We start from the raw sequence: 23,706 nt of genomic DNA on the forward strand, positions 1-23,706 counted from the left end.
GCGTGACCAGGCAGCGATGCCGAACGGGATCCCCTTTCGCAGTCTTGAGGAGCAGTGCATGTCGCAGATCACCGACTCGGCTCCGGGCGGCACGTTTCCTCGCCTGGGTTGGGTTGACGACCTACTGAATCCCGCCCTCCGCTCGGCCGTCGCCGCACTGCCGACGGCCGAGAGCCGGGTGGCCGGGTACCACCGCGGCTGGTGTGAGGCCGACGGCACACCGATGGCGACGGTGTCCCGGAAGGGCAAGTCGGTCCGCCCGGCCCTGGTGCTGCTGTCCGCGGCGGCGGTCGGGGGCAGTGCGGAACTCGCCGTACCGGGCGCGGTTGCGGTGGAGTTGGTGCACGACTTCTCCCTGCTGCACGACGACGTCATCGACGGCGACGCCCTGCGTCGGCACCGGCCTGCCGCCTGGTCGGTGTTCGGCACCCCGGCGGCGGTGCTGACCGGCGATGCCCTGCTGGTGTCGGCGCTGCGGGCGCTGGCGGACGTACCCCGGAGGCAGGCTGCCGAAGCGGTGAAGGAGCTGGTCACGGCCCTTCTGGAGCTGGTCGAGGGACAGAGCCGCGATGTGGCGTTCGAGAAGGCGCCGGAGGTGTCGGTGGCCCAGTACCTCGCCATGGCGGAGGGCAAGACGGGGTCGCTGATGGGGTGTTCGTGCGCCCTGGGCGGCGTACTGGCCGGAGCGGACAGCGAACGGGTCCGCGGGCTGCGGGAGTTCGGTCGGCGACTGGGCGTGGCCTTCCAGTGCGCCGACGACGTCCTGGGCATCTGGGGCCGGACCGCGCGCAGCGGCAAGCCGGTGGGGGCCGACCTCGCGGCACGGAAGAAGTCGCTGCCCGTCGTGGCGGCGCTGAGCGGGGAGGGCGCGGCGGCCGAACGGCTTGGCGCGCTGTACGCCTCCACGCGCCCCCTTGACGAGCAGGACGTCGCCCTGGCGCGCGAGCTGGTCGAGGAGGCCGGTGGCCGCCAGGCCGCCGAGCAGGAGGCCCGCCGCCAGGTGTCGGCCGCGCTGCGGGCTCTGTCGTGGGCGCAGCCCACCCCCGACGCCTACCGGCAACTTCACGACATCGCCTGGGCGATGACCCTCCGCGAGTCCTGACCCCGTCCACACGAGTCCTGTCCCCGTCCACGCTGGCGGGCCACGTCCAGGTCCTCGGACACGCGGCCGGCGCCCCGCAGTTGAGGACCCGCGTCGGCTACGTCACCCAGGCACCGTCGGTCAACGCGGACCTGACGGTGCTGGAGAACCTGCGCTACTTCGCCGCCCTCGGTATGCGGGGCTGGCACCGGGAGGACGCGGTCGTCCGGGTGGTGAAGGAGGCGATCTGGCCTCCTACGCCGACAAGCTGGTCGCCCGTCTGTCGGGCGGGCAGTAATCGCGGGTGTCGCTGGCCGTCGCGCTGCTGAACAAGCCCGACCTGCTCGTGATGGACGAGCCGACCGTCGGCCTGGATCCCATGGTGCGCCGGGAGCTGTGGCTGGTGTTCCAGCGGCTGGCCGAGGAGGGCACCACGCTGCTGGTGTCCAGCCATCTGATGGACGAGGCCGACCGCTGTGACCGGCTGCTGCTGATGCGGTCCGGACGGCTGCTGGCCGGAGCCGACCGGGGCACGCTGCTGGAGCACACCGGCTGCGACGACGTGGAAGAGGCGTTCATGCATCTGGTGCAGGCCGCGTCCGACGCCGAGGAACGCGCGCGACGGCGGGCCGCGGAGAAGAGCCTGCTGCCGCTCTGCCGGGGCTCCTCGACCAGGCCGGCGCACCGGAGGCGGAACGGGCCTACTTCGCCGCGGACACGGTGCGGTGAGCGGCGTCCGAGTGGCCGAGCGGCTGCCGTGCTCGCCCACCATCACGGGCGCGACCGCGGTCCGGGTGCTCCAGCAGATCTCCCGGGACAAGGGCAGTACCGCACTGCTGCTGGCCATCCCGTGCATGCTCATGGTGCTGCTGAAGCTGATGTTCCATGACTCCGAGGCCACCTTCGAGCGGGTCGGGCCCCAGGTCTTCGGCATCTTCCCGGTCATCGTGATGTACCTGGTGGCGTCCGTGTCGTCGTTGCGGGAACGCACCACCGGCACCGCCGAGAGACTGCCGACGATGCCCGTGCAGCGGCTGGACATCGTGCTGGGCTACAGCCTCGCGTTCGCCTTCCTGGCACTGCTGCAGGCGGTGCCCTCCACCCTGCTGTCCAGCGGCCCGCTCGGCCTGGACATCAAGGGCCCCGCCCATCTGCTGATGGTCATCGCCATGCTCGGCGCGCTGCTGGGACTTGCGCTGGGGCTGCTGGTGAGCGCCTTTGCGCGCAACGAGTTCCAGGCGGTGCAGTTCCTGCCCGCCGGGGTGCTGCCCCAGTTCCTGGTGTGCGGCCTGTTCGTGCCGCGCGAGGAGATGCACGGCGCCCTGTCGGCCGTCGCCAAGGTCATGCCGATGACGTACGCCGTCCAGGCCGCCGGCGAGGCCGCCACGCACACCGGGATCACCGGACTGTTCGTCCGCGACGCGCTGCTCATCCTGGCGTGCGTGGTCCTGGTCCTCGTCGTCAGCGCGACCACGCTCAAGCGCTGAACAACCGGCCGGACCCGCACATGACCGAGGGCCGTCCCCGGCCGGTGACGGCCCTCGACGCGAGCAACTGCCGGCAGTCCCGCACACCCCAGGAGAAGCCGCCCGAAACGGAGCCGTACCGGGGGAACTCAAACGGGCCGAAGTGCAGCGGCCCGTCGTGGTGGCCGCCGTGGCCGCCTTGACCGCCGCCGAATTCGTCGGCGCCGGGGTTGACGACGGTGGTGAGAGCCAGCGCGGCAAGCGACACTACGGCGATGCGGCGAACCCGGCAGCGCCATGATAAACCTCCGGAAGAGAAAGGAAAGGAAGAGCGGGGAAGGAGTGAATGAGCGCATCCCAGCCTAGTCACCAAGGTCATCCGAAGCGGTCCGAGAAATTCCGTGTTCAATGCCGTGTTTCCCCGAACGAACGGCTGAGCACGACAGCGGGAATAAATATGAGTACGGTGTGCACTGAAAAAGATACCTCCAGCCTCCCCGGGACGACACCGCGTACTCCTCTCCGGAGAACTCCTGCGGCGACGCGGCGGCCGAGGTGGTCGCCGTCGTCAACCGTGATGCCGTATCGCAGCCCCTGGAGGTAGGTGGCGAGTTCCAGGCCGGCCGTCGAGCGGACACGGTCGTGGAGCTCGAGGAACCGCAGCAGTACGCGGTCCCGCAGCCCGTTCGCGACCTCTACCGCGTGGTGCAGCGGGAGGTCCCGCTCTTTGGTCGCCGTATCGGTCTCGCACGCCGTTGCACCTGGCAGGCCGTTGCGTTGAACTGCGCCGGGCGCGTGCTGAGCGGTCCCTGGTCGCAGCATGCGTCGTCGAAGCCGAAACCCCAGTACACCCACAGGGCCGTCGCCAGCAGCCGGTCGTCGTCGGCGACCGGGGCGAACCGGCCGTAGAAATCGGTGCTGTGTGTGGCGACGACCCAGGCCTTTTCCTCTTCGGGGGCGCACATACCGCTGCTGCCGATCCACTCCACGGCGCGTTTCTCGATCTGCCGGACACGCGGGTGAAGGGCGGATTCCAGAGGGCAGAAAAGAGGCGGAAGTGCCACCTCGGAGACATGAGATCCCATGGGGACGATCATCTGGGACCTGATGCGCCGATGCGAAGGGAGCGCCCGCTCACGCGGAAAGACAGGCAGGTTGCAGAAAGCAAGAAAGCAAGAAAGCAAGAAAGAAGGAAAGAAGGAAAGAAGGAAATGGGAAAGGAGGGAAATGGAAAAGGCAAGGAGATCATCTCTCCTTGCCACTCTCAACTTATAGCGCGAGGGGGGCCTTGCGGCAAGGCCCTCTTCGCCCCGCAGAATCACCGGCCGAAGCCGAAATCGCGGAAATTGGGGGCTGTGGTGTTGGACGTGATCGTGGTCGGCGGGGGACCGACCGGGATGATGCTGGCCGGCGAGCTGCGGTTGCACGGGGTGCGCGTGGTCGTGCTGGAGAAGCTGGCCGAACCGACCGGGCAGTCCCGCGCGCTCGGCATCCATGTGCGCAGCATCGAGCTGATGGACCAGCGCGGACTGCTGGAGCGGTTCCTGCCGCTCGGCCGGAAGTACGAGACGGGCGGGTTCTTCGCCGGGATCGGCAAGACGTGGCCCGCCCGGATGGACACCGCGCATTCATACGTGCTCGGCATCCCGCAGAGCGTCACCGAGCGCCTGCTGACCGAGCACGCCGCCGAGCTCGGCGCCGAGATCCGGCGCGGCTGCGAGCTGGTGGGACTGAGCCAGGACGACGACGGTGTGACCGCGGAGCTGGCCGACGGCACGCGGCTGCGCTCGCGCTACCTCGTGGCCTGCGACGGCGGCCGCAGCACCGTGCGCAAGCTGCTCGGCGTGGGCTTCCCCGGCGAACCCGCCAGGATCGAGACGCTGCTGGGCGAGATGGAGGTGGGCGTGCCGCCGGAGGAGCTGGCGGCCGCGGTGGCCGAAGTCCGCAAGACGCAGTGGCGGTTCGGGACCATGCCCCTCGGGGACGGGCGGTACCGCGTCATCGTGCCTGCCGAGGGGGTGACGGAGGACCGGACGGTGCCGCCGACCCTGGAGGAGTTCAAGCAGCGGCTGCGGCACTTCGCCGGCACCGACTTCGGCGTGCACTCGCCGCGCTGGCTGTCCCGCTTCGGCGACGCCACCCGGCTGGCCGAGCGCTACCGCGTCGGCCGGGTGCTGCTCGCCGGCGACGCCGCGCACATCCATCCGCCGACCGGCGGGCAGGGGCTCAACCTCGGCATCCAGGACGCGTTCAACCTCGGCTGGAAGCTGGCCGCCGAAGTGCGCGGCTGGGCACCGGAGGGGCTGCTGGACAGCTACCACACCGAACGGCGCCCGGTGGCCGCCGCCGTGCTGGACAACACCCGCGCGCAGACCGAGCTGCTGAGCTCCGAGCCGGGGCCGAGGGCCGTGCGCCGGCTGGTCGAGGAACTGATGGACTTCGAGGAGGTGAACCGGTACCTGATCGAGAAGATCACCGCGATCTCGGTCCGCTACGACTTCGGCGAGGGCCACCAACTCCTCGGCCGGCGCCTGCGGGACGTGACGCTGAAGCGGGGTCGCCTCTACGAGCTGATGCGCGGGGGCCGCGGACTGCTGCTCGACCAGACCGGCCGGCTGTCGGTGGCGGGCTGGGCGGACCGGGTCGACCACGTCGTCGACGTCAGCGAGGAACTGGACGTCCCCGGGGTGCTGCTGCGGCCGGACGGCCACGTGGCGTGGGTCGGCGAGGACCAGCGGGAACTGCTCGACCGGCTGCCGCGGTGGTTCGGCGCGGCGACAACCGGCTGAGCGGGTCCGGCGCGACCGGCGGGGCTTCTCGCAGCAACGTCGTCGCTGGTCGCTGGTCGCTGGTCGCCACGACGCGGAGCGGCGTCGACGGGCGTACGCCTTCTCCGACGTGGACACCTGCACGCCGGGCCGCGGCTCCAGCTCGACCCGGGTGGTCCCGGCTGCGCCGATCTCGACGACCTGGGCCAGTGGGCGCAGGGAGGAGACCACGGGGGCGTGGAACCACGGAGTGGGGGACAGGCGTACGCGAGTCGCCCGCGCGGCACACTGGCCCCATGTCCTCCCGTCGCAGAACCTGCCCCGAGTGCCGTCGCGAGATCGCCGTCGTCGCCGGGCGGTACGCGCGCCACGACCCGCCCGGCGCCCGGGAACACGGCGAGCTCACCTCATGCCCGGGCTCCCGCCGCCAGGCCCGGCTCGGCCCGGAACAGCCCTCCCTGGACGGCTACGCGGTCCCCGACTTCCCGGGCCAACTGCCTTTGTTCTAGGAACGGTTCCCCGGCACCGTCAGTTCCCCGCCACCGCCTTCACCGCCACGGACACCGGAGCCGGCCCGCTGATCAGCTCCAGAGTGAGACCGGCCGTCGCGGGGGTGTCCACCAGCTCCGCCAGCACGGCGGCCACGTCGTCGCGCGGAATCGGCCCGCGGCCCGTGTGCGCCTCCAGGCGTACCAGGCCGGTGCCGGCGTCGTCGGTGAGCTGACCGGGGCGCAGAATCGTCCAGTTCAGGGCGTCCAGACCGCGCACGTACGCGTCCGCCTCGCCCTTGGCGCGCAGGTACACGTCGAAGATCTCGTCGCCCTGGTGCTGCGGATCGGCGCCCATGGACGACACGATCACGAAGCGCCGCACGCCCGCCTTCACCGCCGCGTCCGCGAAGAGAACCGCCGCGGCCTTGTCCACCGTGTCCTTGCGGGCCGCCCCGCTGCCCGGGCCCGCGCCCGCCGCGAACACCGCCGCGTCGGCACCCCTGAGCCGCCCCGCGACCTCGTCCACGGACGCCGACTCCAGGTCGAGCACGACCGGTTCGGCACCGGCCTCCCGCAGATCGTCGGCTTGTTCGGCCTTGCGGATGATCCCCGCGACCTCGTCTCCGCGCGCGGCGAGCAGCCGCTCGAGCCGCAGCGCGATCTGACCATGACCACCAGCGATGACAGTACGCATGCCTTCGACCGTACGCCCGGACAGCACCGTCCGCCGCACGACTTCAGCCACGCCCCGACGCCCCACCCGCCCCGCGCCCTACGACAACTGCCCCCGCCCCTGCCGCGGCAGCCCCAGCTCCGCCGAAGCCGCCGAACTGCAGAACTCCCGCACCGCGCTGGTCCGCGCCACCACGCGCCCCCGGTGCACCACCACCCGGCTGTACGCCAGCGAGAGCGCCCCCGCCAGCCGGTCCCCGCGCACCGCGAGCAACTCGGCCGGGAAACCCGCCTCCACCCGCACCTCCGGCAGTCCCAGCACGGCCCGCGCCGAGGAGCTCACCGTGTCGTACGCCTCCTCGGGCGAGAGGCCGTAGCGCGAGGCCAGCAGGAAGGCCGCCTCCAGCGGGTCGCCGCGCCCCACGGGGTTCGACACGTCCCGCAGCGCCCCGCTCCCGGCGGCCACCCGCACCCCGGCCGCCCGCAGCAGCCGCACCGGAGCCGCCCCCCGCCGGTCCACGCCACCGCAGCCGCCCTGCGGCAGGCACACCACCGTCACCCCGGCCGCCGCCAGTTGGTCCGCCGTCCGCGAGGCCACCTCGGAGGGCAGCCGGCCGAGATCGCCGCACGGGCTGAGGGTCACCCCGGGACGCAGCCCGCCCGCCATCGCCGCGAGCCGGGCCAGCCGCGCCGGATCCCCGGCGTCCGTGTGCAGGTCGACGGGACAGCCGTGCTCGGAGGCCACCTCCAGGACCGCCTCCACGTACCCCGCCGGATCCGGGTCGAGATCCGGCCGGCCGCCCACCACCGAGGCGCCCATCTTCACCGCGTCCCGCAGCACCGCCAGCCCGTCCGCCCCGGCCACCCCGGTCAGCACCCGGGGCATCGCCACCGTCGTCAGCTCGGCCAGCCCCCGCAGCGCCCGCCGCGCCTGCAACACGGCCGCCAGCGCGCCCAGCCCCTGGACGTCCCCCACGCGCACGTGGGCCCGCACCGCCGTCGCCCCGTGCCCGAGCTGGAGCAGCGCGGCCTCGGTCGCCCGGCGCTGGACGTCCTGGGGCTCGTACGAGACCGGGCCCTGGGCGTCGGCCGACAACGCCGTGTCGGCGTGGGCGTGCGGCTCGGCCGGGGCCGGCAGCAGCAGGTAGCCGCCGAGATCCACTCGCGCCCCGCACGCGCGCGTGCCGCCCGCCGCCAGGCTGCCGGCCGTGCCGACCGCCTCGATACGCCCGCCGCCCAGCCGTACGTCCACGGTCCGGCCGTCGGTGAGCCGCGCCCCGCACAGCAGCAGCGACGACGGGTCGGCCGGACCCGGCGAGGACGACGGGGGCGGTGGCTGCGGCTGGCTGTCGGGCATCGCGCTCCTGGGGCTCGGCTGCGCACGCGAGGACGCATGATCACTCAGAGTGAGTCGAGCCTAGGACGGCCTCCCGCCCGTCGCGGGGAGGAGCGCAATAGTCGTACCGGCGTGGCCCGTCGTACGGAACGCTAGGCACGCACGAGGCTGCCGGGAGGACGGTGCGCGCGTCCCGGGCGGGGTACCCGAAACGGATTTGGGCGAACGGCGGCGGAGCGTGTAATGTCTTCATCGCTCGCCCCAATAGCTCAGTCGGCAGAGCGTCTCCATGGTAAGGAGAAGGTCAACGGTTCGATTCCGTTTTGGGGCTCTGGTGTGAACGGTTCCCGTCGCGAGGCGGGGCCCGACCACATCAAAGCGGTGTAGCTCAGTCGGTAGAGCAAGCGGCTCATAATCGCTGTGTCACCGGTTCAAGTCCGGTCACCGCTACTGACAGTAGCCGATTGTGGGGTCGGTCCTTCGATCGGCTACTCTTCTTGCGTTAAACAGTCCATCCGTTCGTCTTAGGAGCACTCACGTGGCTGCCACCGACGTCCGCCCGAAGATCACGCTGGCCTGCGTGGAGTGCAAGGAGCGGAACTACATCACCAAGAAGAACCGGCGTAACAACCCGGACCGTCTTGAGATGAAGAAGCACTGCCCGCGTTGCAACGCGCACACCGCGCACCGCGAAACGCGATAAATCAGGCTCGTACGCGAGGCCGTTCCCGAGTGATCGGGGGCGGCCTCGCGTCGTTGAGTGACCCGTACCGTTCAGTAGCGCAACCAGGAGGTGCCGGGCCATGGCGCTCGACCAGTCCTTCGTGGGGCGGACGTACCCGCCCACCGAGCCCTACGAGGTGGGCCGGGAGAAGATCCGTGAGTTCGCCGAGGCGGTCGGGGACACCAACCCGGCGTACACGGACGCGGAGGCCGCCAAGGCGCTCGGCCACCCCGATGTGATCGCACCGCCGACCTTCGTCTTCTCGATCACCTTCAAGGCCGCCGGACAGGTCGTCCAGGATCCCCGGCTCGGCCTGGACTACAGCCGCGTGGTGCACGGCGACCAGAAGTTCGCCTACCGCCGCCCGGTCCGCGCCGGCGACCGGCTCACGGTCACCTCCACCATCGAGGCGATCAAGTCCCTGGCGGGCAACGACATCCTGGACATCCGCGGCGAGGTCCACGACGAGGCCGGCGAGCACGTCGTGACCGCCTGGACCAAGCTCGTGGCCCGCGCGGCCGAGGAGGCGTGAGCGATCCCATGACGGCGAAGATCTCCTACTCCGACGTCGAGGTCGGCACGGAACTGCCCGCGCAGACCTTCCCCGTGACCCGGGCGACCCTCGTCCGGTACGCGGGCGCCTCCGGTGACTTCAACCCGATCCACTGGAACGAGAAGTTCGCCAAGGAGGTCGGCCTGCCGGACGTCATCGCGCACGGCATGTTCACCATGGCCGAGGCGATCCGCGTCGTCACCGACTGGGTCGGCGACCCGGGCGCGGTCGTCGAGTACGGCGTCCGCTTCACCAAGCCCGTCGTCGTCCCGAACGACGACCGGGGCGCCGTGATCGAGGTCGGCGGCAAGGTCGCGGCCAAGCTCGACGACAACACCGTCCGCGTGGACCTGACGGCGACGAGCGCCGGGCAGAAGGTGCTGGGCATGTCGCGTGCGGTCGTGCGGCTGGCCTGAGACGGCGGACGGCAGATGTCAGGTAAGGGGCGCTCTCCATTGTGGGGTGCCCCTTACTCGTATGCGAGCAGCGGCACCCGCTTGACGTAGTTAGTGATTGAGTACTAACTTTCTTGCATGGTCAGGATGAGTGCAGAGGAGAGGCGCGAGAGCGTCATCCGCGCGGCGACGACCGAGTTCGCGCGCGGCGGCTACCACGGCACGTCGACCGAGGCGATCGCCCGGCGGGTCGGCGTCTCGCAGCCCTATCTCTTCCGGCTCTTCCCGGGCAAGAAGGCGATCTTCCTGGCGGCGGCGGAGCGGTGTGTCGAGGACACCATCCGGACGTTCGCGGAGGCTGCCGAGGGACTCGAGGGTGACGAGGCTCTCCATGCCATGGGTGGTGCGTACGTCGAGACCATCTCCGAACAGCCCGACCGGCTGATGATGCAGATGCAGATGTACCTCGCCGTGGCGGCCGCCGAAGAGGAGGGGGATCACGAGTTCGGCGAGGCCGTGCGCGCCGGCTGGATGCGGCTGTGGGACACCGTCCACCTGCCGCTGGGGGCCGACGTCGACAAGACGACGACCTTCATCGCGCAGGGAATGCTCATCAACTGCCTGGTGGCCATGGGCTTCCCGGCCGACCATCGGGTCTGGGCGGGGCTGAACCCGTCCGCGCCCAGCAACTGACGACAAGGGCCAGGGTGCTGCGCCTTTTCATGTTCGCGAAAGTTAGTAATCAATAACTAACCAATCGGAGAAACATCTCTGGGGGAGCGATGTCACAGCAGACCGCACGTCGCGGAGGGGCCGCCTGGGCCCTCGTCATCACCAGCGTCGCCGGATTCATGGCGGCTCTCGACAACCTCGTCGTCACCACCGCCCTGCCCTCCATCCGCGAGGACCTCGGCGGGGGCCTGCACGACCTGGAATGGACGGTGAGCGCCTACACGCTCACCTTCGCGGTCCTGCTGATGTTCGGCGCGGCCCTCGGCGACCGGTTCGGCCGCCGCCGGCTCTTCATCGCCGGGCTCACCGTCTTCACCGGCGCCTCCGCCGCCGCGGCCATGGCGCCCGGCATCGACTCCCTCATCGCCGCCCGCGCCGTCCAGGGCGTCGGCGCGGCGGTGATGATGCCGCTGACGCTCACCCTGCTCACCGCGGCCGTGCCCGCCGCCAAGCGGGGCATGGCGTACGGCATCTGGGGAGCCGTCAACGGGCTCGCCGTCGCCTCCGGGCCGCTGGTCGGCGGCACCCTCACCGAACACATCTCCTGGCAGTGGATCTTCTGGCTGAACGTCCCGCTCGGTCTGGCCCTGCTGCCGCTCGCCCGGCTGCGTCTCGCCGAGTCCCACGGCACCGGCGCCCCGCTCGACGTCCCCGGCACCCTGCTCGCCAGCGGCGGCTTCTTCGGCATCGTCTACGGCCTGGTCCGCGGACCCGTCGACGGCTGGACCGGCTCGCTGGTCCTGACGGGCCTGTTCGCGGGCTCCGCGCTGCTCGCCGGGTTCGTCCTCTACAGCACGCGCGCCGAGAACCCCATGCTCCCGATGCGGCTCTTCCGCTCCCGGGCCTTCTCCGGCATCAACGCGGCGAGCCTGCTGATGTTCCTCGGCATGTTCGGCTCGATCTTCCTCCTCAGCCAGTACATGCAGGGCGTCCTCGGCTACTCGCCCACCGAGGCGGGCCTCAGGATGCTGCCCTGGACCGGCATGCCGATGCTGGTCGCCCCGATCGCCGGCATCCTCGCCGACCGCGTCGGCGGCCGCCCGGTCGTCGCCGCGGGCCTGTTCCTCCAGGCCCTGGGCCTGGGCTACACGTCGGTGGTGGCCACGGTGGACGCCTCCTACGCCGCCCAGCTGCCCGCCCTGATCGTCAGCGGCATCGGCATGGCCCTGTTCTTCGCCCCCGCCTCGCACCTGGTGATGTCCAGCGTCCGGCCCCAGGAGCAGGGCATCGCTTCCGGCGCCAACAACGCCCTGCGCGAGGTGGGCGGAGCGCTCGGCATCGCCGTCATGGCGTCGATCTTCGCGGCGCAGGGCGGGTACGAGACCGGCCAGACCTTCGTCGACGGCATGCGCCCCGCGCTGGTGACGGGCTCCGCGCTGGTCGCCCTCGCGGGCGTCGCGGCCCTGCTGATCCCGACCCGGCGACGCGCCGAGCGACAGGCCGCCCCGGCCGAACCGGCACCCGTGCTGGAGACGGCTGCCCACTGATCCCGAGACCGGAAGGACCCCGACACCCAGCAGATCCGAAGCCCGGTCTACCTGACGACCGGAACGACCCCGACGACGACCCGAAGGAGGAGCGGTCATGCCCACCCTTCCCTGGACCGTCCCGAACACCCCGCCCCGCGACACCGAGGTGTACGTTTTCGCCTCCCGGTTCGAGACCCGCACCCTGTGGGGAGCGCTCAAGTTCCTCGCCGGTACGCCCGCAGTCTGGCGGCAGGTGCGCCGCAGCCCCGGCGTCTACGGAGCGACCCTGAAAGCGGAGCCGTTGCGGCGGACCTTCTGGACGCTGTCCGCGTGGGAGTCGAAGGCAGCGCTCGACGACTTCACCCGCTCGGGCGCCCACAGGCCTGCCGCCCGGGGCCTGGCCCCGCAGATGGCGGACGCGACCTTCACCACATGGCAGGCGAGGAGCGACGACCTCCCGCTCTCCTGGTCCGAGGCGCTGCGTCGCCTGTCCTGAACGACACCACGCGCGCGTGCGGCCCTCCTCTCCCGGACGGGGCCGCACACACGCGTGCCGGAGCCCGTCAGTGCCGTCTCGTACTCTTGAGCCCGTGCAGGAACTCCACGACGCCCCCCTCGCCCCGCTGACCACCTTCCGGCTGGGCGGCCCCGCGACCCGGCTGGTCACCGCGACGACGGACGACGAGGTGATCGCCGTCGTACGCGAAGCCGACGAGGCGGGCACCCCGCTGCTGCTCATCGGAGGCGGGTCGAACCTGGTCATCGGTGACAAGGGCTTCGAGGGCACCGCCCTCGTCATCGCCACCAAGGGCTACTCCCTCGACGGCACGCGGCTGGAGCTGGCCGCCGGCGAGGTGTGGACCGACGCCGTCGCCCGCACGGTGGAGGCGGGCCTGGCCGGCATCGAGTGCCTGGCCGGCATCCCCGGCTCGGCGGGCGCTACCCCCATCCAGAACGTCGGGGCGTACGGCCAGGAGGTCTCCTCGACGATCACCGAGGTCGTCGCCTACGACCGCCGGACCGGCGAGACGGTCACCCTGGCCAACGAGGACTGCGCCTTCTCCTACCGCCACAGCCGCTTCAAATCCCACCCGGAGCGCTACGTGGTCCTGCGCGTCCGCTTCTCCCTGGAGGACGCCCACGGCCTCTCCGCCCCCCTCAGGTACGCCGAGACGGCCCGCGCCCTCGGCGTCGGACCGGGCGACCGGGTCCCGCTCGCCTCGGCCCGTGACACCGTGCTCAAGCTGCGCGCCGGCAAGGGCATGGTCCTGGACCCCGAGGACCACGACACCTGGTCGGCCGGCTCCTTCTTCACGAACCCGATCCTCACGGACGCCGACTTCGCCACGTTCCGCGCGCGTGTGCGTGAGCGCCTCGGCGAGGGCGTGGAGCCGCCCGCGTACCCCGCGGGGGAGGGCCACACCAAGACCTCCGCGGCCTGGCTGATCGACAAGGCCGGCTTCACCAAGGGCTACGGCGACGGACCGGCCCGCATCTCCACGAAGCACACCCTGGCCCTCACCAACCGGGGCACCGCGACCACGGAGGACCTGCTCGCCCTGGCCCGCGAGGTCGTGGCCGGCGTCCGCGAGGCCTTCGGGATCACGCTGGTCAACGAGCCGGTGACGGTCGGGGTCAGCCTCTAGTAGGCGAGCCCCACGCCCTGCTTCACGGTGGCCGCGTCGTCGACCATGCCCAGCATCGCGTGTGCCACGTCGGCGCGTCCCAGAGAGCGGCCCTTCGGCGGGGTCCCCCCGACGACCGCCCGGTACACCCCGCTGACCGGCCGGTTCAGCAGCCTCGGTGGCCGCACCACGGTCCAGTCGGTGGAACTGCGGGCGATCTCCGCCTCCATCGTGCGCAGGTCGGCGTAGACGTCCTTGAAGATCCCGGAGACGACGCCGCGTGCGACACGGTCGAGCGCCCCGTCGCCCTCGGGCACGGGCCCGATCGGGGCGGCGCTGATCGCCAGCAGCCGCCGAACCTCCTCCGCCTCCATGGCGCCCAGCACCGTGCGCGTCAGCCGGGTCGCGTCTCCGGCGTGCCCCCGGCTGCGGGCACCGAGCCCCGACAGCACGGCATCCCGCCCGGCCACCGCCGGACGCACCGCCTCCGCATCGGCCAGGTCCGCGCGGAAGACGTCCAGTCCCGGGCCGGTCACGGTCAGCCGGGCGGGATCGCGTACGACGGCCGTGACCTGGTGACCCGCCCCCAGTGCCTGCCGCACGATCTCCTGCCCGACGCCGCCGGTGGCACCGAAAACGGTCAGCTTCATGCGAACCTCCCCTGTCGATAGGCGGGTGAGTGCTTACTCACCTCCACTGCCTCCCCTAGGGTGAGTAAGTACTCACCCACCCGTCAAGCGCCTGAGGAAGCAGCCATGCAGCCACCGGCCAGGGAGCGCGTCCTGGACGCCGCGCACCAGTTGATGCTGACCGTCGGACTCGCCCGTGCCACGACGAAGGAGATCGCCCGGGCCGCCGGTTGCTCCGAGGCCGCGCTGTACAAGCACTTCTCGAGCAAGGAGGAACTGTTCATCCGCGTCCTCGCGGAACGGCTGCCACAGATGGCACCGCTGCTGCACGAGCTGGCCGCCGAGCCGGGCCGGGGTGCGCTGGAGGCGAACCTCACGGAGATCGCCCGGCAGGCTGCCCTGTTCTACGAGCAGAGCTTCCCGATCGCGGCGTCGCTGTATGCCGAGACCCAGTTGAAGCGGCGGCATGACGAGGCGATGCGGGAGATGGGGAAGGGGCCGCATCTGCCGATCGAGGGGTTGGCCGCGTATCTGCGGGCGGAACAGGACGCCGGGCGGATCAGGGCGGATGCGGACACCTTCGCGGCGGCCTCGCTGCTGATGGGGGCGTGTGCGCAGCGGGCGTTCGCGTACGACGCGACGGCGGAAGGCCGGCCCTCCGTGGACACGTTCGCCGCGAGGCTGGCCCGCACGCTGCTGGCAGGCATCACCGACTGACCGGCGCACTTCCAGGTGCTCGGCGTTGTGGCTGGGGCGGGGTGGGTCCGCAGCCCGGCGCTGCGGGGTGCCGCTGCGCCCACCCGTGCCGCCCCAGCGGCACGACTGCCCGCAGCCAGGCGGGACCGCCGGCCCACAGCGCGGCGGCCTGGGGGGCGCCCGCAGCGGTTGGCGCGTCAACGGACGGTGAGTCGGTGTCCGAGCCCATCGCGCCGTTCCGAGGACGGACACCCCCGACACGTCCCCGACCCACCACCACCCCGGTGGGCGCTACGACAGCAACCAGTCGTCCACCCCGGCCAGCAGCTTCGTCTTCACGTCCTCCGGCGCCGCCGACCCCCTCACCGACTGCCGCGCCACCTCCGCCAGTTCCTCGTCCGTGAACCCGTGATGCCGCCGCGCGATCTCGTACTGCGCCGCCAGGCGGGAGCCGAACAGCAGGGGATCGTCCGCGCCCAGCGCCATCGGGACACCCGCCTCGAACAACGTCCGCAGCGGCACGTCCTCCGGCTTCTCGTACACCCCCAGCGCCACGTTCGAAGCCGGACACACCTCGCACGTCACACCCCGCTCGGCCAGTTGCCGAAGAAGTCGCGGATTCTCCGCCGCCCGCACGCCGTGCCCCACCCGGTCCGCCCCCAGGTCGTCCAGACAGTCCCGCACCGACGAGGCACCCGCCAGCTCACCCCCGTGCGGCGCCGACAGCAGCCCGGCCTCCCGCGCGATCGCGAACGCCCGGTCGAAGTCCCGCGCCATGCCCCGTCGCTCGTCGTTCGACAGCCCGAACCCGACGACCCCCCGGTCCGCGTACCGCACAGCCAGCCGCGCCAGGGTGCGCGCGTCCAACGGGTGCTTCATCCGGTTCGCCGCGACCAGCACCCGCATACCGAGCCCGGTCTCCCGCGACGTCGTCTCCACCGCGTCCAGGATGACCTCCAGCGCCGGGATCAACCCGCCCAGCCGCGGCGCGTACGACATCGGATCGACCTGGATCTCCAGCCACCCCGAGCCGTCCCGCAGATCCTCCTCCGCGGCTTCCCGCACCAGCCGCTGGATGTCCTCCGGCTCCCGCAGACACGAGCGCGCCGCGTCGTACAGCCGCTGAAAGCGGAACCAGCCCCGCTCGTCCGTCGCCCGCAGTCTCGGCGGCTCCCCGCCGACCAGCGCCTCGGTCAGCGCGTCGGGCAGGCGCACCCCGTGCTTGTCGGCCAGTTCCAGCACGGTCGTGGGCCGCATCGACCCGGTGAAGTGCAGGTGCAGATGGGCTTTCGGCAGCTCAGAGACATCACGTACACGCTCCATTCCAGGATCCTGCCGTACGCCCCGGCCGTCCCGAAAGCTGTTTCCTCTTTCGTGGTCTTGCTCGCACAAACAAATGGGGCACATACCGAATTCGGTATGTGCCCCAGGCCGGGAGGCCGACGAAGCGGACGTCAGTCCCTGGCCTCCGCCAGCAACTTCTGCATCCGGCTCACACCCTCGACGAGATCCTCGTCACCCAGCGCGTACGACAGCCGCAGATACCCGGGCGTACCGAACGCCTCACCCGGCACCACCGCGACCTCGGCCTCCTCCAGGATCAGCGCGGCCAGCTCCACCGTGTCCTTGGGCCGCCGGCCCCGGATCTCCTTGCCGACCAGCGCCTTCACCGACGGGTACGCGTAGAACGCGCCCTCCGGCTCCGGGCACACCACACCGTCGATCTCGTTCAGCATCCGCACGATGGTCTTGCGACGCCGGTCGAACGCCTCGCGCATCTTCGCCACGGCGACCAGGTCACCGGAGACGGCGGCCAGCGCGGCGGCCTGGGCGACGTTGGACACGTTCGACGTGGCGTGCGACTGGAGGTTCGTCGCGGCCTTGACCACGTCCTTCGGGCCGATGACCCACCCGACCCGCCAGCCGGTCATCGCGTACGTCTTCGCGACACCGTTCACCACGATGCACTTGTCGCGCAGCTCGGGCAGCACCGCCGGCAGCGACACGGCGGAGGCGTCGCCGTAGACCAGGTGCTCGTAGATCTCGTCGGTCAGCACCCACAGACCGTGCTCGACGGCCCAGTGGCCGATGGCCTCGGTCTCCTGCTCGCTGTAGACCGCGCCGGTCGGGTTCGACGGCGAGACGAACAGGACGACCTTCGTCTTCTCCGTACGCGCCGCCTCCAGCTGCTCGACGGTCACCCGGTAGCCGGTGGTCTCGTCGGCGACGACCTCCACCGGGACACCCCCGGCCAGCCGGATCGACTCGGGGTACGTCGTCCAGTACGGCGCGGGCACGATGACCTCGTCGCCCGGGTCGAGGATCGCGGCGAAAGCCTCGTAGATGGCCTGCTTGCCACCGTTGGTGACGAGGATCTGCGACGCGTCGACCTCGTAGCCGGAGTCGCGCAGCGTCTTCGCGGCGATGGCGGCCTTCAGCTCGGGCAGGCCGCCGGCCGGCGTGTAGCGGTGGAACTTCGGGTTCTTGCAGGCCTCGATCGCGGCCTCGACGATGTAGTCCGGGGTCGGGAAGTCGGGTTCACCTGCGCCGAAGCCGATCACCGGCCGCCCGGCGGCCTTGAGGGCCTTGGCCTTGGCGTCCACGGCGAGGGTGGCGGACTCGGAGATCGCGCCGACTCGGGCGGAGACCCGGCGCTCGGTGGGAGGGGTTGCAGCGCTCATGGGCCCCATCGTTTCAGACCGGAAACGTGCGTGGCACGTGGGTTTCACAGACTGAACAACGCCGGGCAAACCCCTGAACAACAGTCCGGATCGGCCGCACGGCCTGGGCGATCTTCAGTCGGAGCCCGGCCGTCCGCATCCCGCTCCGCAGGCGATCTTCCGCCAACGAGGCCTTCCCGGAGCCCTTTCTGTTCGACGACCGGCCGCAGACCACGTACACTCTCACCTCGTTGGCCTTCACCAGGCCGCGCCCGTTCGGTGCACACCAGGCATCCGGACGGATGCGGTACGTTGGGGGACACACAAAGGGTCGTAGCTCAATTGGTAGAGCACTGGTCTCCAAAACCAGCGGTTGGGGGTTCAAGTCCCTCCGGCCCTGCTACACACACCTTCGCCAGGATGTGTGCGCATGTACGTACAGCAATGCACCGCCGTGCGGCTCAGACCGGGCGCGGCACGGCCACGACCCGGAATCAGGTGAGGACGAGTGACGGACGCCGTGGGCTCCATCGACATGCCTGATGCCCAGGACGAGGCGCCGGAGTCCAAGAAGACCCGCAAGGGCGGCAAGCGCGGCAAGAAGGGCCCGCTGAAGCGGCTTGCCCTCTTCTACCGCCAGATCGTCGCGGAGCTGCGCAAGGTCGTCTGGCCGACCCGCAACCAGCTCACGACGTACACGACCGTGGTGATCATCTTCGTGGTCATCATGATCGGCCTGGTCACCGTGATTGACTATGGACTCAGCAACGCCGCCAAGTACGTGTTCGGCTGAGCCGCCAGCGAAGAGCGCCGAGGTACCCGGCGCTCCTTTCGCATGTTCCACCCCTATGTATCCAGGAAGAAGCAGCCACCGTGTCTGACCCGAACGTGAACGACGCCATCGAGCCTGTCGAGTCCGTCGAGGACGAGCTCGACGCCGTCGAGGGCGCGGACAGCGAGGACACCGAGGCCTCCGCCGAGGTCGAGGCTGCCGACGCCGTCGCGGACGACGCCGCCGAGGCGGAGACCGAAGCCGGTGCAGAGGCCGCGGAAGAGTCCGAGGAAGAGCCCGAGGACGACCGCGACCCGATCGAGAAGCTCCGCGAGGAACTGCGGGTCCTGCCCGGCGAGTGGTACGTCATCCACACCTACGCCGGCTACGAGAACCGCGTGAAGACCAACCTGGAGCAGCGCGCCGTCTCGCTGAACGTCGAGGACTACATCTTCCAGGCCGAGGTGCCGCAGGAAGAGGTCGTCCAGATCAAGAACGGCGACCGCAAGACGATCAAGCAGAACAAGCTCCCGGGCTACGTCCTCGTCCGCATGGACCTGACGAACGAGTCCTGGGGTGTCGTCCGCAACACCCCCGGTGTCACCGGCTTCGTGGGCAACGCCTACGACCCGTACCCGCTGACGCTGGACGAGATCGTCAAGATGCTCGCCCCCGAGGCCGAGGAGAAGGCCGCCCGCGAGGCCGCCGAGGCCGAGGGCAAGCCGGCTCCGCAGCGCAAGGTCGAGGTCCAGGTGCTGGACTTCGAGGTCGGCGACTCGGTCACCGTCACCGACGGCCCGTTCGCCACGCTCCAGGCGACCATCAACGAGATCAACCCGGACTCGAAGAAGGTCAAGGGCCTCGTGGAGATCTTCGGCCGCGAGACGCCGGTCGAGCTCTCCTTCGACCAGATCCAGAAGAACTAGCAACACCTCGACTTCCGAGCAGGTCAGACGGGCTCCTGGAGTCTGCCTGACCTGCTCGGTTTTTGGCCGCACATGGATACCCGTTATCGTTGTGCGGTATGCCTCCATCCGGATGATCCGGATTGGACGGTGGAAAACTCTCACTAGGACCCGGAGAGAGCACATGCCTCCCAAGAAGAAGAAGGTCACGGGGCTCATCAAGCTCCAGATCCAGGCCGGTGCCGCCAACCCGGCCCCGCCGGTCGGCCCCGCGCTGGGCCAGCACGGCGTCAACATCATGGAGTTCTGCAAGGCCTACAACGCCGCGACCGAGTCGCAGCGTGGCTGGGTGATCCCGGTGGAGATCACGGTCTACGAGGACCGTTCCTTCACCTTCATCACCAAGACCCCGCCGGCCGCGAAGATGATCCTCAAGGCCGCGGGCGTGGAGAAGGGCTCCGGCGAGCCGCACAAGACCAAGGTCGCGAAGATCACGCGTGACCAGGTCCGCGAGATCGCCACCACCAAGATGCCCGACCTCAACGCCAACGACCTGGACGCCGCCGAGAAGATCATCGCCGGCACCGCCCGTTCCATGGGCGTCACGGTCGAGGGCTGAGCCCCAACCCCATCAGCAGAAGTGGCAGGGCCTGCTCGGCCCGGACCACGACTCCTAAGAATCCACAGGAGCAGTAGTGAGCAAGCGCAGCAAGTCCCTTCGCGCTGCGGACGCCAAGATCGACCGGGAGAAGCTGTACGCCCCGCTCGAGGCCGTCCGTCTCGCCAAGGAGACCTCCACGACCAAGTTCGACGGCACCGTCGAGGTCGCCTTCCGTCTGGGTGTCGACCCGCGCAAGGCCGACCAGATGGTCCGTGGCACCGTGAACCTCCCGCACGGCACCGGTAAGACCGCCCGGGTCCTGGTCTTCGCGACCGGCGACCGTGCCGAGGCCGCGCGTGCCGCGGGCGCCGACATCGTCGGCGCCGACGAGCTGATCGACGAGGTGTCGAAGGGCCGTCTGGACTTCGACGCCGTCGTCGCCACCCCGGACCTCATGGGCAAGGTCGGCCGCCTCGGCCGCGTGCTCGGTCCGCGTGGTCTGATGCCGAACCCGAAGACCGGCACCGTCACCCCCGACGTCGCCAAGGCCGTCACCGAGATCAAGGGCGGCAAGATCGAGTTCCGTGTCGACAAGCACGCGAACCTGCACTTCATCATCGGCAAGTCGTCCTTCGACGACACCAAGCTGGTGGAGAACTACGGCGCCGCGCTGGAGGAGATCCTCCGCCTGAAGCCGTCCGCCGCCAAGGGCCGGTACATCAAGAAGGCCGCCATCACCACCACGATGGGCCCCGGCATTCCGGTCGACCCGAACCGCACCCGCAACCTCCTCGTCGAGGAGGACCCGGCCGCGGTCTGAGCCTGACGGCTCACCCAACCGGTCACGGGCCCCGCACCTCTCACAGGTGCGGGGCCCGTTCCCTTTTCCGGTACGTACGCCGGTGGCCTGGGTTAACGTGCGGGAACCGGATGGGAACGGGGGGACGTATGCAGGGCACGACCGTGCGCCGCGTGGGCCTGGGGCTCGCGGTGGCGACCGCGCTGACGGGGGTGGCCGCCTGCACCTCCCCGGACTCCTCCGGCCGCCCCGGCAAGGACGACCGCGCCGCGCACGGCAGGTCCGTCGCGGCCCTGCGCTCCGCCGAGCGCGCCACCCAGCGGGCCGAGTCCGCCCGGGTGGAGTCCACGACGACCATGGGCTCGCTGATGTCCATGACGGCCGACGGCACCCTCGGCTGGCGTGACGGCATCACCGGCACCCTGACCATCACGTACACCGGCGGCACCCTGGCCGACACCATGCGCCGGCTCGGCAGCACCTCCATGGAGGCCCGCTACCTGCCCGACGCCTACTACGCGCGCATGGGCGAGAAGTTCGCCCGGCAGGCCGGCGGCAAGCACTGGATCCGGTACGCCTACGAGGACCTGGAAGCCCTCGCCGGGGGCTCCGGCGCCCACCTCGGCGACCAGATGCGCACCACCACGCCGAACCAGTCCGTGAAGCTCCTGCTGGCCTCCGGGGACGTCAGAAAGGTCGGCGAGGAGTCCGTGCGCGGCCGTCCCGCCACGCACTACTCCGGCACCGTGACCGCCGCGGACGTCACCGACGCCGCCCTGAAGAAGCAGCTCACCGAGGCCGGTGTCACCACCGAGACCGTCGACATCTGGATCGACGAGCGGAACCTGCTGGTCAAGAAGGTGGAGAAGGCGCGGATGACCACAGGCCTGATGACCCAGACCGCGCACTACCGCGACTACGGCGTGCGGGTCCGGGCCGAGCGGCCCCCGTTGTCCGACACCGGGGACTTCGAGGACCTGATGCGGAAGAAGGCCGGTACGTCCTGAGGACCCCTGAATTCGCATAGATCACTTGTGCCCCTCTGGGATACGCCCACGGCCTTGCTGTTCAGCAAGCGTGTATTCCTTGGGGGAATCAATGAGGACATCCATACCTGTCGCCGGGCTGGGCGCTCTGCTTCTCGCCGCCGGTGCGGTCGGCTGCGGTTCCGAGCAGTCGCCGGAGATGACGCCCGCGGCCGCCGTCGCCAAGGCGGCGAAGAACACGGAGGCCATCACGTCCGTCCGGTACCGCATGAGCGGTGCGTCGCCGGAGTCCGGCAAGGTCAAGGGCGAGGCGTCGATGCGCCTGAAGCCCACGATCGCCTCGACCTGTCCGGCTCCGACGCCGGCAAGGAGCTGGACCAGCCGGGGTCCACGAGCCAGGCCGAGCAGAACCCGGCGGCGGAGTCCACCTTCCTCACGAGCGCCAACGACGTGAAGAAGGTGGGCACCGAGAAGGTCGAGGGCGTTGAGACGACCCACTACACGGGCACGTTCACCCTCGCCGAGCTCCGCGCCTCCCTGAAGGGCAAGGACGCGAGCATCCGCAAAAACCGCGAGAAGAGCATCAAGCAGTACGAGAAAATGGGCGTCGAGAAGTTCACGATGGACACGTGGATCGACGGCGACGACCGCACCAAGCAGTTCCGGATGAAGGGCCAGGCCGACAAGGGCCCGCTCGACATGACCATCACCTTCCTCGACTACAACAAGCCGGTGAACGTCACGGCCCCGCCGGCCAAGGACGTCGCCGACCTCGCCGAGCTGTTCAAGGAGCTCGACGCGAGCTGATCCGTCGTACGGGCGGATTTGCTTGACAGCGATCCGTTCCCGTACCCTCCTACAGAAGCCAAAGACCGCTGGTCGTTACCGCGCGCTCGAATGAGGGTGCGGTGGCCGAAGGATCCGCTGAACGGCGGACGACCCGCGCAGGTGACACTTGGAGAAGCTCCCGGAGTCCGCCGCCCCGTGCGTGCGTGCAACCGGTCGAGCTACGCCCCGTGCGCCTGCGCCGGGGCGTTTCGTTTTCCCCAGTCCTCCTTCGGGTCCGCGCGGTCCGAATCACCCGGAAGGAGGCCGAGGCTCATGGCGAGGCCTGACAAGGTCGATGCCGTCGAGGAGATGCGGGACAAGTTCCGCAACTCGAACGGCGCCGTCGTCACCGCGTACACCGGTCTCACCGTCTCGCAGCTCCAGCAGCTGCGTCGTTCACTCGGTGAGAACGCTAACTACCGTGTGGCGAAGAACACCCTGACCAAGATTGCGGCCAATGAGGCCGGGATCACCTCGATCGACGACCTCTTCACGGGTTCGTCGGCCGTCGCCTTCGTGACCGGTGACCCGGTCGAGGCGGCGAAGGGTCTGCGTGACTTCGCCAAGGACAACCCGAATCTCGTCATCAAGGGCGGCGTCCTTGACGGCAAGGCGTTGTCCGCCGATGAGATCAAGAAGCTTGCGGACCTCGAGTCCCGCGAGGTTCTGCTCTCCAAGCTGGCCGGTGCCATGAAGGGCAAGCAGTCCCAGGCTGCCTCTGTCTTCCAGGCGCTGCCGTCGAAGCTCGTCCGCACCGTGGACGCGCTCCGTGCCAAGCAGGACGAGCAGGGCGGTGCCGAGTAACTCGGCTCGCATCCCGGCCGCCGCTGCCTGAACGCGGAGGCCGTAGCGGGCCAGACGTACGCCCGCCTCACATGTACATCCGGCACCTGCCGAATTAGTGGAAGGACCGCCATCATGGCGAAGCTCAGCCAGGAAGACCTGCTCGCGCAGTTCGAGGAGATGACCCTCATCGAGCTCTCCGAGTTCGTGAAGGCGTTCGAGGAGAAGTTCGACGTCACCGCCGCCGCGGCCGCCCCGGTCGTCATGGCCGGTGGCGCCGGTGCCGCCGCCGGTGCCGAGGCCCCGGAGGAGAAGGACGAGTTCGACGTCATCCTCACGGGTGCCGGCGACAAGAAGATCCAGGTCATCAAGGTCGTGCGTGAGCTGACCTCCCTGGGCCTGAAGGAGGCCAAGGACCTGGTCGACGGTGCGCCGAAGCCGGTTCTGGAGAAGGTCAACAAGGAGGCCGCCGACAAGGCCAAGGAGTCCCTCGAGGGCGCCGGTGCCTCCGTCGAGGTCAAGTAAGACCTCCCGGATCCGCCAGGATCCACGACGCGTCCCACTGGGCGTGTAACGCGTAAGCGCTCGAGAGCGATCATCCATCCGGGTGGTCGCTCTTCGGCGTTTCCGGGGTCCGGCCACGGTTGCCTTGCACCCTCTGTGGCGGGGGGTATGGTGATCTTCGTCGTGTCTCTGGGCGGGCCCCGGTTCGGGCAGGGGGGCCTTGACGAACCG

General features: G+C 70.2%; 26 protein-coding genes, 3 tRNA genes and 2 pseudogenes. 24 read left to right on the top strand and 7 right to left on the bottom strand.

Features of this window, described 5'->3' with window-relative positions; translation table 11 throughout:
• The first annotated feature begins 58 nt into the window (after positions 1-58).
• The 3 genes and pseudogenes from PV963_RS27335 (at position 59) to PV963_RS27345 (ending at position 2,568) form a co-directional block, all read left to right on the top strand.
• The gene (locus PV963_RS27335) at positions 59-1,102 is read left to right on the top strand and encodes a polyprenyl synthetase family protein (RefSeq protein WP_274818390.1); all 1,044 of its coding nucleotides are present in this window, start codon (positions 59-61) and stop codon (positions 1,100-1,102) included.
• Positions 1,027-1,700 (top strand): annotated as a pseudogene (locus PV963_RS27340) (ABC transporter ATP-binding protein); the annotation flags it as partial. The gene PV963_RS27335 and the pseudogene PV963_RS27340, both read left to right, overlap by 76 nt.
• Before the next feature lie 175 nt (positions 1,701-1,875).
• Positions 1,876-2,568, top strand: a complete 693-nt coding sequence (locus PV963_RS27345; RefSeq protein WP_274818391.1) for an ABC transporter permease — start codon at positions 1,876-1,878, stop codon at positions 2,566-2,568.
• On the opposite strand, the gene PV963_RS27350 is transcribed toward PV963_RS27345, so the two are convergent.
• Both PV963_RS27350 and PV963_RS27355 read right to left on the bottom strand, forming a co-directional pair.
• Positions 2,558-2,815, bottom strand: a complete 258-nt coding sequence (locus PV963_RS27350) for a hypothetical protein (protein ID WP_274818393.1) — start codon at positions 2,813-2,815, stop codon at positions 2,558-2,560. The two genes, PV963_RS27345 and PV963_RS27350, sit on opposite strands and share 11 nt — an antisense overlap.
• A gap of 427 nt (positions 2,816-3,242) precedes the next feature.
• Positions 3,243-3,632: a hypothetical protein gene (locus PV963_RS27355; RefSeq protein ID WP_274818395.1), complete on the bottom strand. Its 390-nt coding sequence runs from the start codon at positions 3,630-3,632 to the stop codon at positions 3,243-3,245.
• A 273-nt stretch (positions 3,633-3,905) separates the two neighbouring features.
• Between PV963_RS27355 and rox the strand changes: the two genes are divergently transcribed.
• Positions 3,906-5,336, top strand: coding sequence for a rifampin monooxygenase (gene rox, locus PV963_RS27360; RefSeq protein ID WP_274822128.1), 1,431 nt, complete (start codon positions 3,906-3,908; stop codon positions 5,334-5,336).
• A gap of 275 nt (positions 5,337-5,611) precedes the next feature.
• A complete protein-coding gene (locus PV963_RS27365) occupies positions 5,612-5,824 on the top strand; it encodes a hypothetical protein (RefSeq protein WP_059424760.1) in 213 nt (70 codons plus the stop codon).
• 19 nt (positions 5,825-5,843) lie between these two features.
• Here PV963_RS27365 and PV963_RS27370 read toward each other — a convergent pair whose 3' ends face one another.
• Both PV963_RS27370 and PV963_RS27375 read right to left on the bottom strand, forming a co-directional pair.
• On the bottom strand, positions 5,844-6,500 hold the full coding sequence (locus PV963_RS27370; protein WP_274818397.1) for an NAD(P)H-binding protein: 657 nt from the start codon (positions 6,498-6,500) through the stop codon (positions 5,844-5,846).
• Between the two features lie 78 nt (positions 6,501-6,578).
• A complete protein-coding gene (locus tag PV963_RS27375; protein ID WP_274818399.1) occupies positions 6,579-7,835 on the bottom strand; it encodes an amidohydrolase family protein in 1,257 nt (418 codons plus the stop codon).
• A 237-nt stretch (positions 7,836-8,072) separates the two neighbouring features.
• Here PV963_RS27375 and PV963_RS27380 point away from each other — a divergent pair.
• The 9 genes from PV963_RS27380 to PV963_RS27420 all read left to right on the top strand — a co-directional run bounded on the left by PV963_RS27380 (position 8,073) and on the right by PV963_RS27420 (position 13,333).
• Positions 8,073-8,145, top strand: a tRNA-Thr gene (locus tag PV963_RS27380).
• Positions 8,146-8,191: 46 nt separating this feature from the next.
• Positions 8,192-8,264 (top strand) — tRNA-Met (locus tag PV963_RS27385).
• 88 nt (positions 8,265-8,352) lie between these two features.
• Positions 8,353-8,517, top strand: coding sequence for a 50S ribosomal protein L33 (gene rpmG / locus PV963_RS27390; RefSeq protein ID WP_003948671.1), 165 nt, complete (start codon positions 8,353-8,355; stop codon positions 8,515-8,517).
• A 100-nt stretch (positions 8,518-8,617) separates the two neighbouring features.
• A complete protein-coding gene (locus PV963_RS27395; protein ID WP_274818401.1) occupies positions 8,618-9,070 on the top strand; it encodes a MaoC family dehydratase N-terminal domain-containing protein in 453 nt (150 codons plus the stop codon).
• 8 nt (positions 9,071-9,078) lie between these two features.
• Positions 9,079-9,507: a MaoC family dehydratase gene (locus PV963_RS27400; protein ID WP_274822129.1), complete on the top strand. Its 429-nt coding sequence runs from the start codon at positions 9,079-9,081 to the stop codon at positions 9,505-9,507.
• A 117-nt stretch (positions 9,508-9,624) separates the two neighbouring features.
• Positions 9,625-10,179: a TetR/AcrR family transcriptional regulator gene (locus PV963_RS27405; RefSeq protein ID WP_274818403.1), complete on the top strand. Its 555-nt coding sequence runs from the start codon at positions 9,625-9,627 to the stop codon at positions 10,177-10,179.
• Between the two features lie 89 nt (positions 10,180-10,268).
• Positions 10,269-11,705: an MFS transporter gene (locus PV963_RS27410; protein ID WP_274818404.1), complete on the top strand. Its 1,437-nt coding sequence runs from the start codon at positions 10,269-10,271 to the stop codon at positions 11,703-11,705.
• Between the two features lie 97 nt (positions 11,706-11,802).
• The gene (locus tag PV963_RS27415) at positions 11,803-12,183 is read left to right on the top strand and encodes a DUF3291 domain-containing protein (RefSeq protein ID WP_274818406.1); all 381 of its coding nucleotides are present in this window, start codon (positions 11,803-11,805) and stop codon (positions 12,181-12,183) included.
• 94 nt (positions 12,184-12,277) lie between these two features.
• Complete coding sequence (locus tag PV963_RS27420) at positions 12,278-13,333, top strand: UDP-N-acetylmuramate dehydrogenase (protein WP_274818408.1); 1,056 nt, start codon at positions 12,278-12,280, stop codon at positions 13,331-13,333.
• Here the strand turns inward: PV963_RS27420 and PV963_RS27425 are convergent.
• On the bottom strand, positions 13,330-13,962 hold the full coding sequence (locus PV963_RS27425; protein WP_274818410.1) for an NAD(P)-dependent oxidoreductase: 633 nt from the start codon (positions 13,960-13,962) through the stop codon (positions 13,330-13,332). The two genes, PV963_RS27420 and PV963_RS27425, sit on opposite strands and share 4 nt — an antisense overlap.
• A gap of 105 nt (positions 13,963-14,067) precedes the next feature.
• Between PV963_RS27425 and PV963_RS27430 the strand changes: the two genes are divergently transcribed.
• Positions 14,068-14,658, top strand: coding sequence for a TetR/AcrR family transcriptional regulator (locus tag PV963_RS27430; RefSeq protein ID WP_274818411.1), 591 nt, complete (start codon positions 14,068-14,070; stop codon positions 14,656-14,658).
• 270 nt (positions 14,659-14,928) lie between these two features.
• Here the strand turns inward: PV963_RS27430 and PV963_RS27435 are convergent, their stop codons facing one another.
• Both PV963_RS27435 and PV963_RS27440 read right to left on the bottom strand, forming a co-directional pair.
• Positions 14,929-15,960 carry an adenosine deaminase gene (locus PV963_RS27435; protein ID WP_274818413.1) on the bottom strand — a complete coding sequence of 344 codons (1,032 nt, stop codon included), beginning with the start codon at positions 15,958-15,960 and terminating at the stop codon, positions 14,929-14,931.
• A 131-nt stretch (positions 15,961-16,091) separates the two neighbouring features.
• Positions 16,092-17,318, bottom strand: a complete 1,227-nt coding sequence (locus PV963_RS27440; protein ID WP_274818414.1) for a pyridoxal phosphate-dependent aminotransferase — start codon at positions 17,316-17,318, stop codon at positions 16,092-16,094.
• Between the two features lie 306 nt (positions 17,319-17,624).
• Between PV963_RS27440 and PV963_RS27445 the strand changes: the two genes are divergently transcribed.
• The 9 genes and pseudogenes from PV963_RS27445 (at position 17,625) to rplL (ending at position 23,496) form a co-directional block, all read left to right on the top strand.
• A tRNA-Trp gene (locus PV963_RS27445) sits at positions 17,625-17,697 on the top strand.
• A 108-nt stretch (positions 17,698-17,805) separates the two neighbouring features.
• Positions 17,806-18,090, top strand: a complete 285-nt coding sequence (gene secE / locus PV963_RS27450; protein WP_030839741.1) for a preprotein translocase subunit SecE — start codon at positions 17,806-17,808, stop codon at positions 18,088-18,090.
• An 80-nt stretch (positions 18,091-18,170) separates the two neighbouring features.
• The gene (nusG, locus tag PV963_RS27455; RefSeq protein ID WP_274818417.1) at positions 18,171-18,995 is read left to right on the top strand and encodes a transcription termination/antitermination protein NusG; all 825 of its coding nucleotides are present in this window, start codon (positions 18,171-18,173) and stop codon (positions 18,993-18,995) included.
• 163 nt (positions 18,996-19,158) lie between these two features.
• Positions 19,159-19,593: a 50S ribosomal protein L11 gene (gene rplK / locus PV963_RS27460; RefSeq protein WP_006130605.1), complete on the top strand. Its 435-nt coding sequence runs from the start codon at positions 19,159-19,161 to the stop codon at positions 19,591-19,593.
• 76 nt (positions 19,594-19,669) lie between these two features.
• Positions 19,670-20,395 (top strand): 50S ribosomal protein L1, encoded by a 726-nt coding sequence (rplA, locus tag PV963_RS27465; protein ID WP_010036794.1) that lies wholly within the window; start codon positions 19,670-19,672, stop codon positions 20,393-20,395.
• 128 nt (positions 20,396-20,523) lie between these two features.
• The gene (locus PV963_RS27470; RefSeq protein ID WP_274818421.1) at positions 20,524-21,381 is read left to right on the top strand and encodes a hypothetical protein; all 858 of its coding nucleotides are present in this window, start codon (positions 20,524-20,526) and stop codon (positions 21,379-21,381) included.
• Positions 21,382-21,472: 91 nt separating this feature from the next.
• A pseudogene (locus PV963_RS27475) lies at positions 21,473-22,167 on the top strand (DUF1396 domain-containing protein).
• A 294-nt stretch (positions 22,168-22,461) separates the two neighbouring features.
• Positions 22,462-22,992 (top strand): 50S ribosomal protein L10, encoded by a 531-nt coding sequence (gene rplJ / locus PV963_RS27480; RefSeq protein ID WP_274818423.1) that lies wholly within the window; start codon positions 22,462-22,464, stop codon positions 22,990-22,992.
• A 114-nt stretch (positions 22,993-23,106) separates the two neighbouring features.
• Positions 23,107-23,496 (top strand): 50S ribosomal protein L7/L12, encoded by a 390-nt coding sequence (rplL, locus tag PV963_RS27485; RefSeq protein WP_274818425.1) that lies wholly within the window; start codon positions 23,107-23,109, stop codon positions 23,494-23,496.
• The last annotated feature ends 210 nt before the right edge of the window (positions 23,497-23,706 follow it).

It is taken from the genome of Streptomyces coeruleorubidus, from assembly GCF_028885415.1.
Classification (GTDB): Bacteria; Actinomycetota; Actinomycetes; order Streptomycetales; family Streptomycetaceae; genus Streptomyces; species Streptomyces coeruleorubidus_A.

What these genes read in the sequence shown, in the direction of transcription:
- PV963_RS27335 (WP_274818390.1), top strand. Translation starts at nt 59, where the DNA reads ATGTCGCAGATCACCGACTCGGCTCCGGGCGGCACGTTTCCTCGCCTG.
- PV963_RS27355 (WP_274818395.1), bottom strand. Translation starts at nt 3,632, where the DNA reads ATGGGATCTCATGTCTCCGAGGTGGCACTTCCGCCTCTTTTCTGCCCT.
- PV963_RS27365 (WP_059424760.1), top strand. Translation starts at nt 5,612, where the DNA reads ATGTCCTCCCGTCGCAGAACCTGCCCCGAGTGCCGTCGCGAGATCGCC.
- PV963_RS27370 (WP_274818397.1), bottom strand. Translation starts at nt 6,500, where the DNA reads ATGCGTACTGTCATCGCTGGTGGTCATGGTCAGATCGCGCTGCGGCTC.
- PV963_RS27375 (WP_274818399.1), bottom strand. Translation starts at nt 7,835, where the DNA reads ATGCCCGACAGCCAGCCGCAGCCACCGCCCCCGTCGTCCTCGCCGGGT.
- PV963_RS27395 (WP_274818401.1), top strand. Translation starts at nt 8,618, where the DNA reads ATGGCGCTCGACCAGTCCTTCGTGGGGCGGACGTACCCGCCCACCGAG.
- PV963_RS27400 (WP_274822129.1), top strand. Translation starts at nt 9,079, where the DNA reads ATGACGGCGAAGATCTCCTACTCCGACGTCGAGGTCGGCACGGAACTG.
- PV963_RS27405 (WP_274818403.1), top strand. Translation starts at nt 9,625, where the DNA reads ATGGTCAGGATGAGTGCAGAGGAGAGGCGCGAGAGCGTCATCCGCGCG.
- PV963_RS27410 (WP_274818404.1), top strand. Translation starts at nt 10,269, where the DNA reads ATGTCACAGCAGACCGCACGTCGCGGAGGGGCCGCCTGGGCCCTCGTC.
- PV963_RS27415 (WP_274818406.1), top strand. Translation starts at nt 11,803, where the DNA reads ATGCCCACCCTTCCCTGGACCGTCCCGAACACCCCGCCCCGCGACACC.
- PV963_RS27425 (WP_274818410.1), bottom strand. Translation starts at nt 13,962, where the DNA reads ATGAAGCTGACCGTTTTCGGTGCCACCGGCGGCGTCGGGCAGGAGATC.
- PV963_RS27430 (WP_274818411.1), top strand. Translation starts at nt 14,068, where the DNA reads ATGCAGCCACCGGCCAGGGAGCGCGTCCTGGACGCCGCGCACCAGTTG.
- PV963_RS27435 (WP_274818413.1), bottom strand. Translation starts at nt 15,960, where the DNA reads ATGGAGCGTGTACGTGATGTCTCTGAGCTGCCGAAAGCCCATCTGCAC.
- PV963_RS27440 (WP_274818414.1), bottom strand. Translation starts at nt 17,318, where the DNA reads ATGAGCGCTGCAACCCCTCCCACCGAGCGCCGGGTCTCCGCCCGAGTC.
- rplK (WP_006130605.1), top strand. Translation starts at nt 19,159, where the DNA reads ATGCCTCCCAAGAAGAAGAAGGTCACGGGGCTCATCAAGCTCCAGATC.
- PV963_RS27470 (WP_274818421.1), top strand. Translation starts at nt 20,524, where the DNA reads ATGCAGGGCACGACCGTGCGCCGCGTGGGCCTGGGGCTCGCGGTGGCG.
- rplJ (WP_274818423.1), top strand. Translation starts at nt 22,462, where the DNA reads ATGGCGAGGCCTGACAAGGTCGATGCCGTCGAGGAGATGCGGGACAAG.
- rplL (WP_274818425.1), top strand. Translation starts at nt 23,107, where the DNA reads ATGGCGAAGCTCAGCCAGGAAGACCTGCTCGCGCAGTTCGAGGAGATG.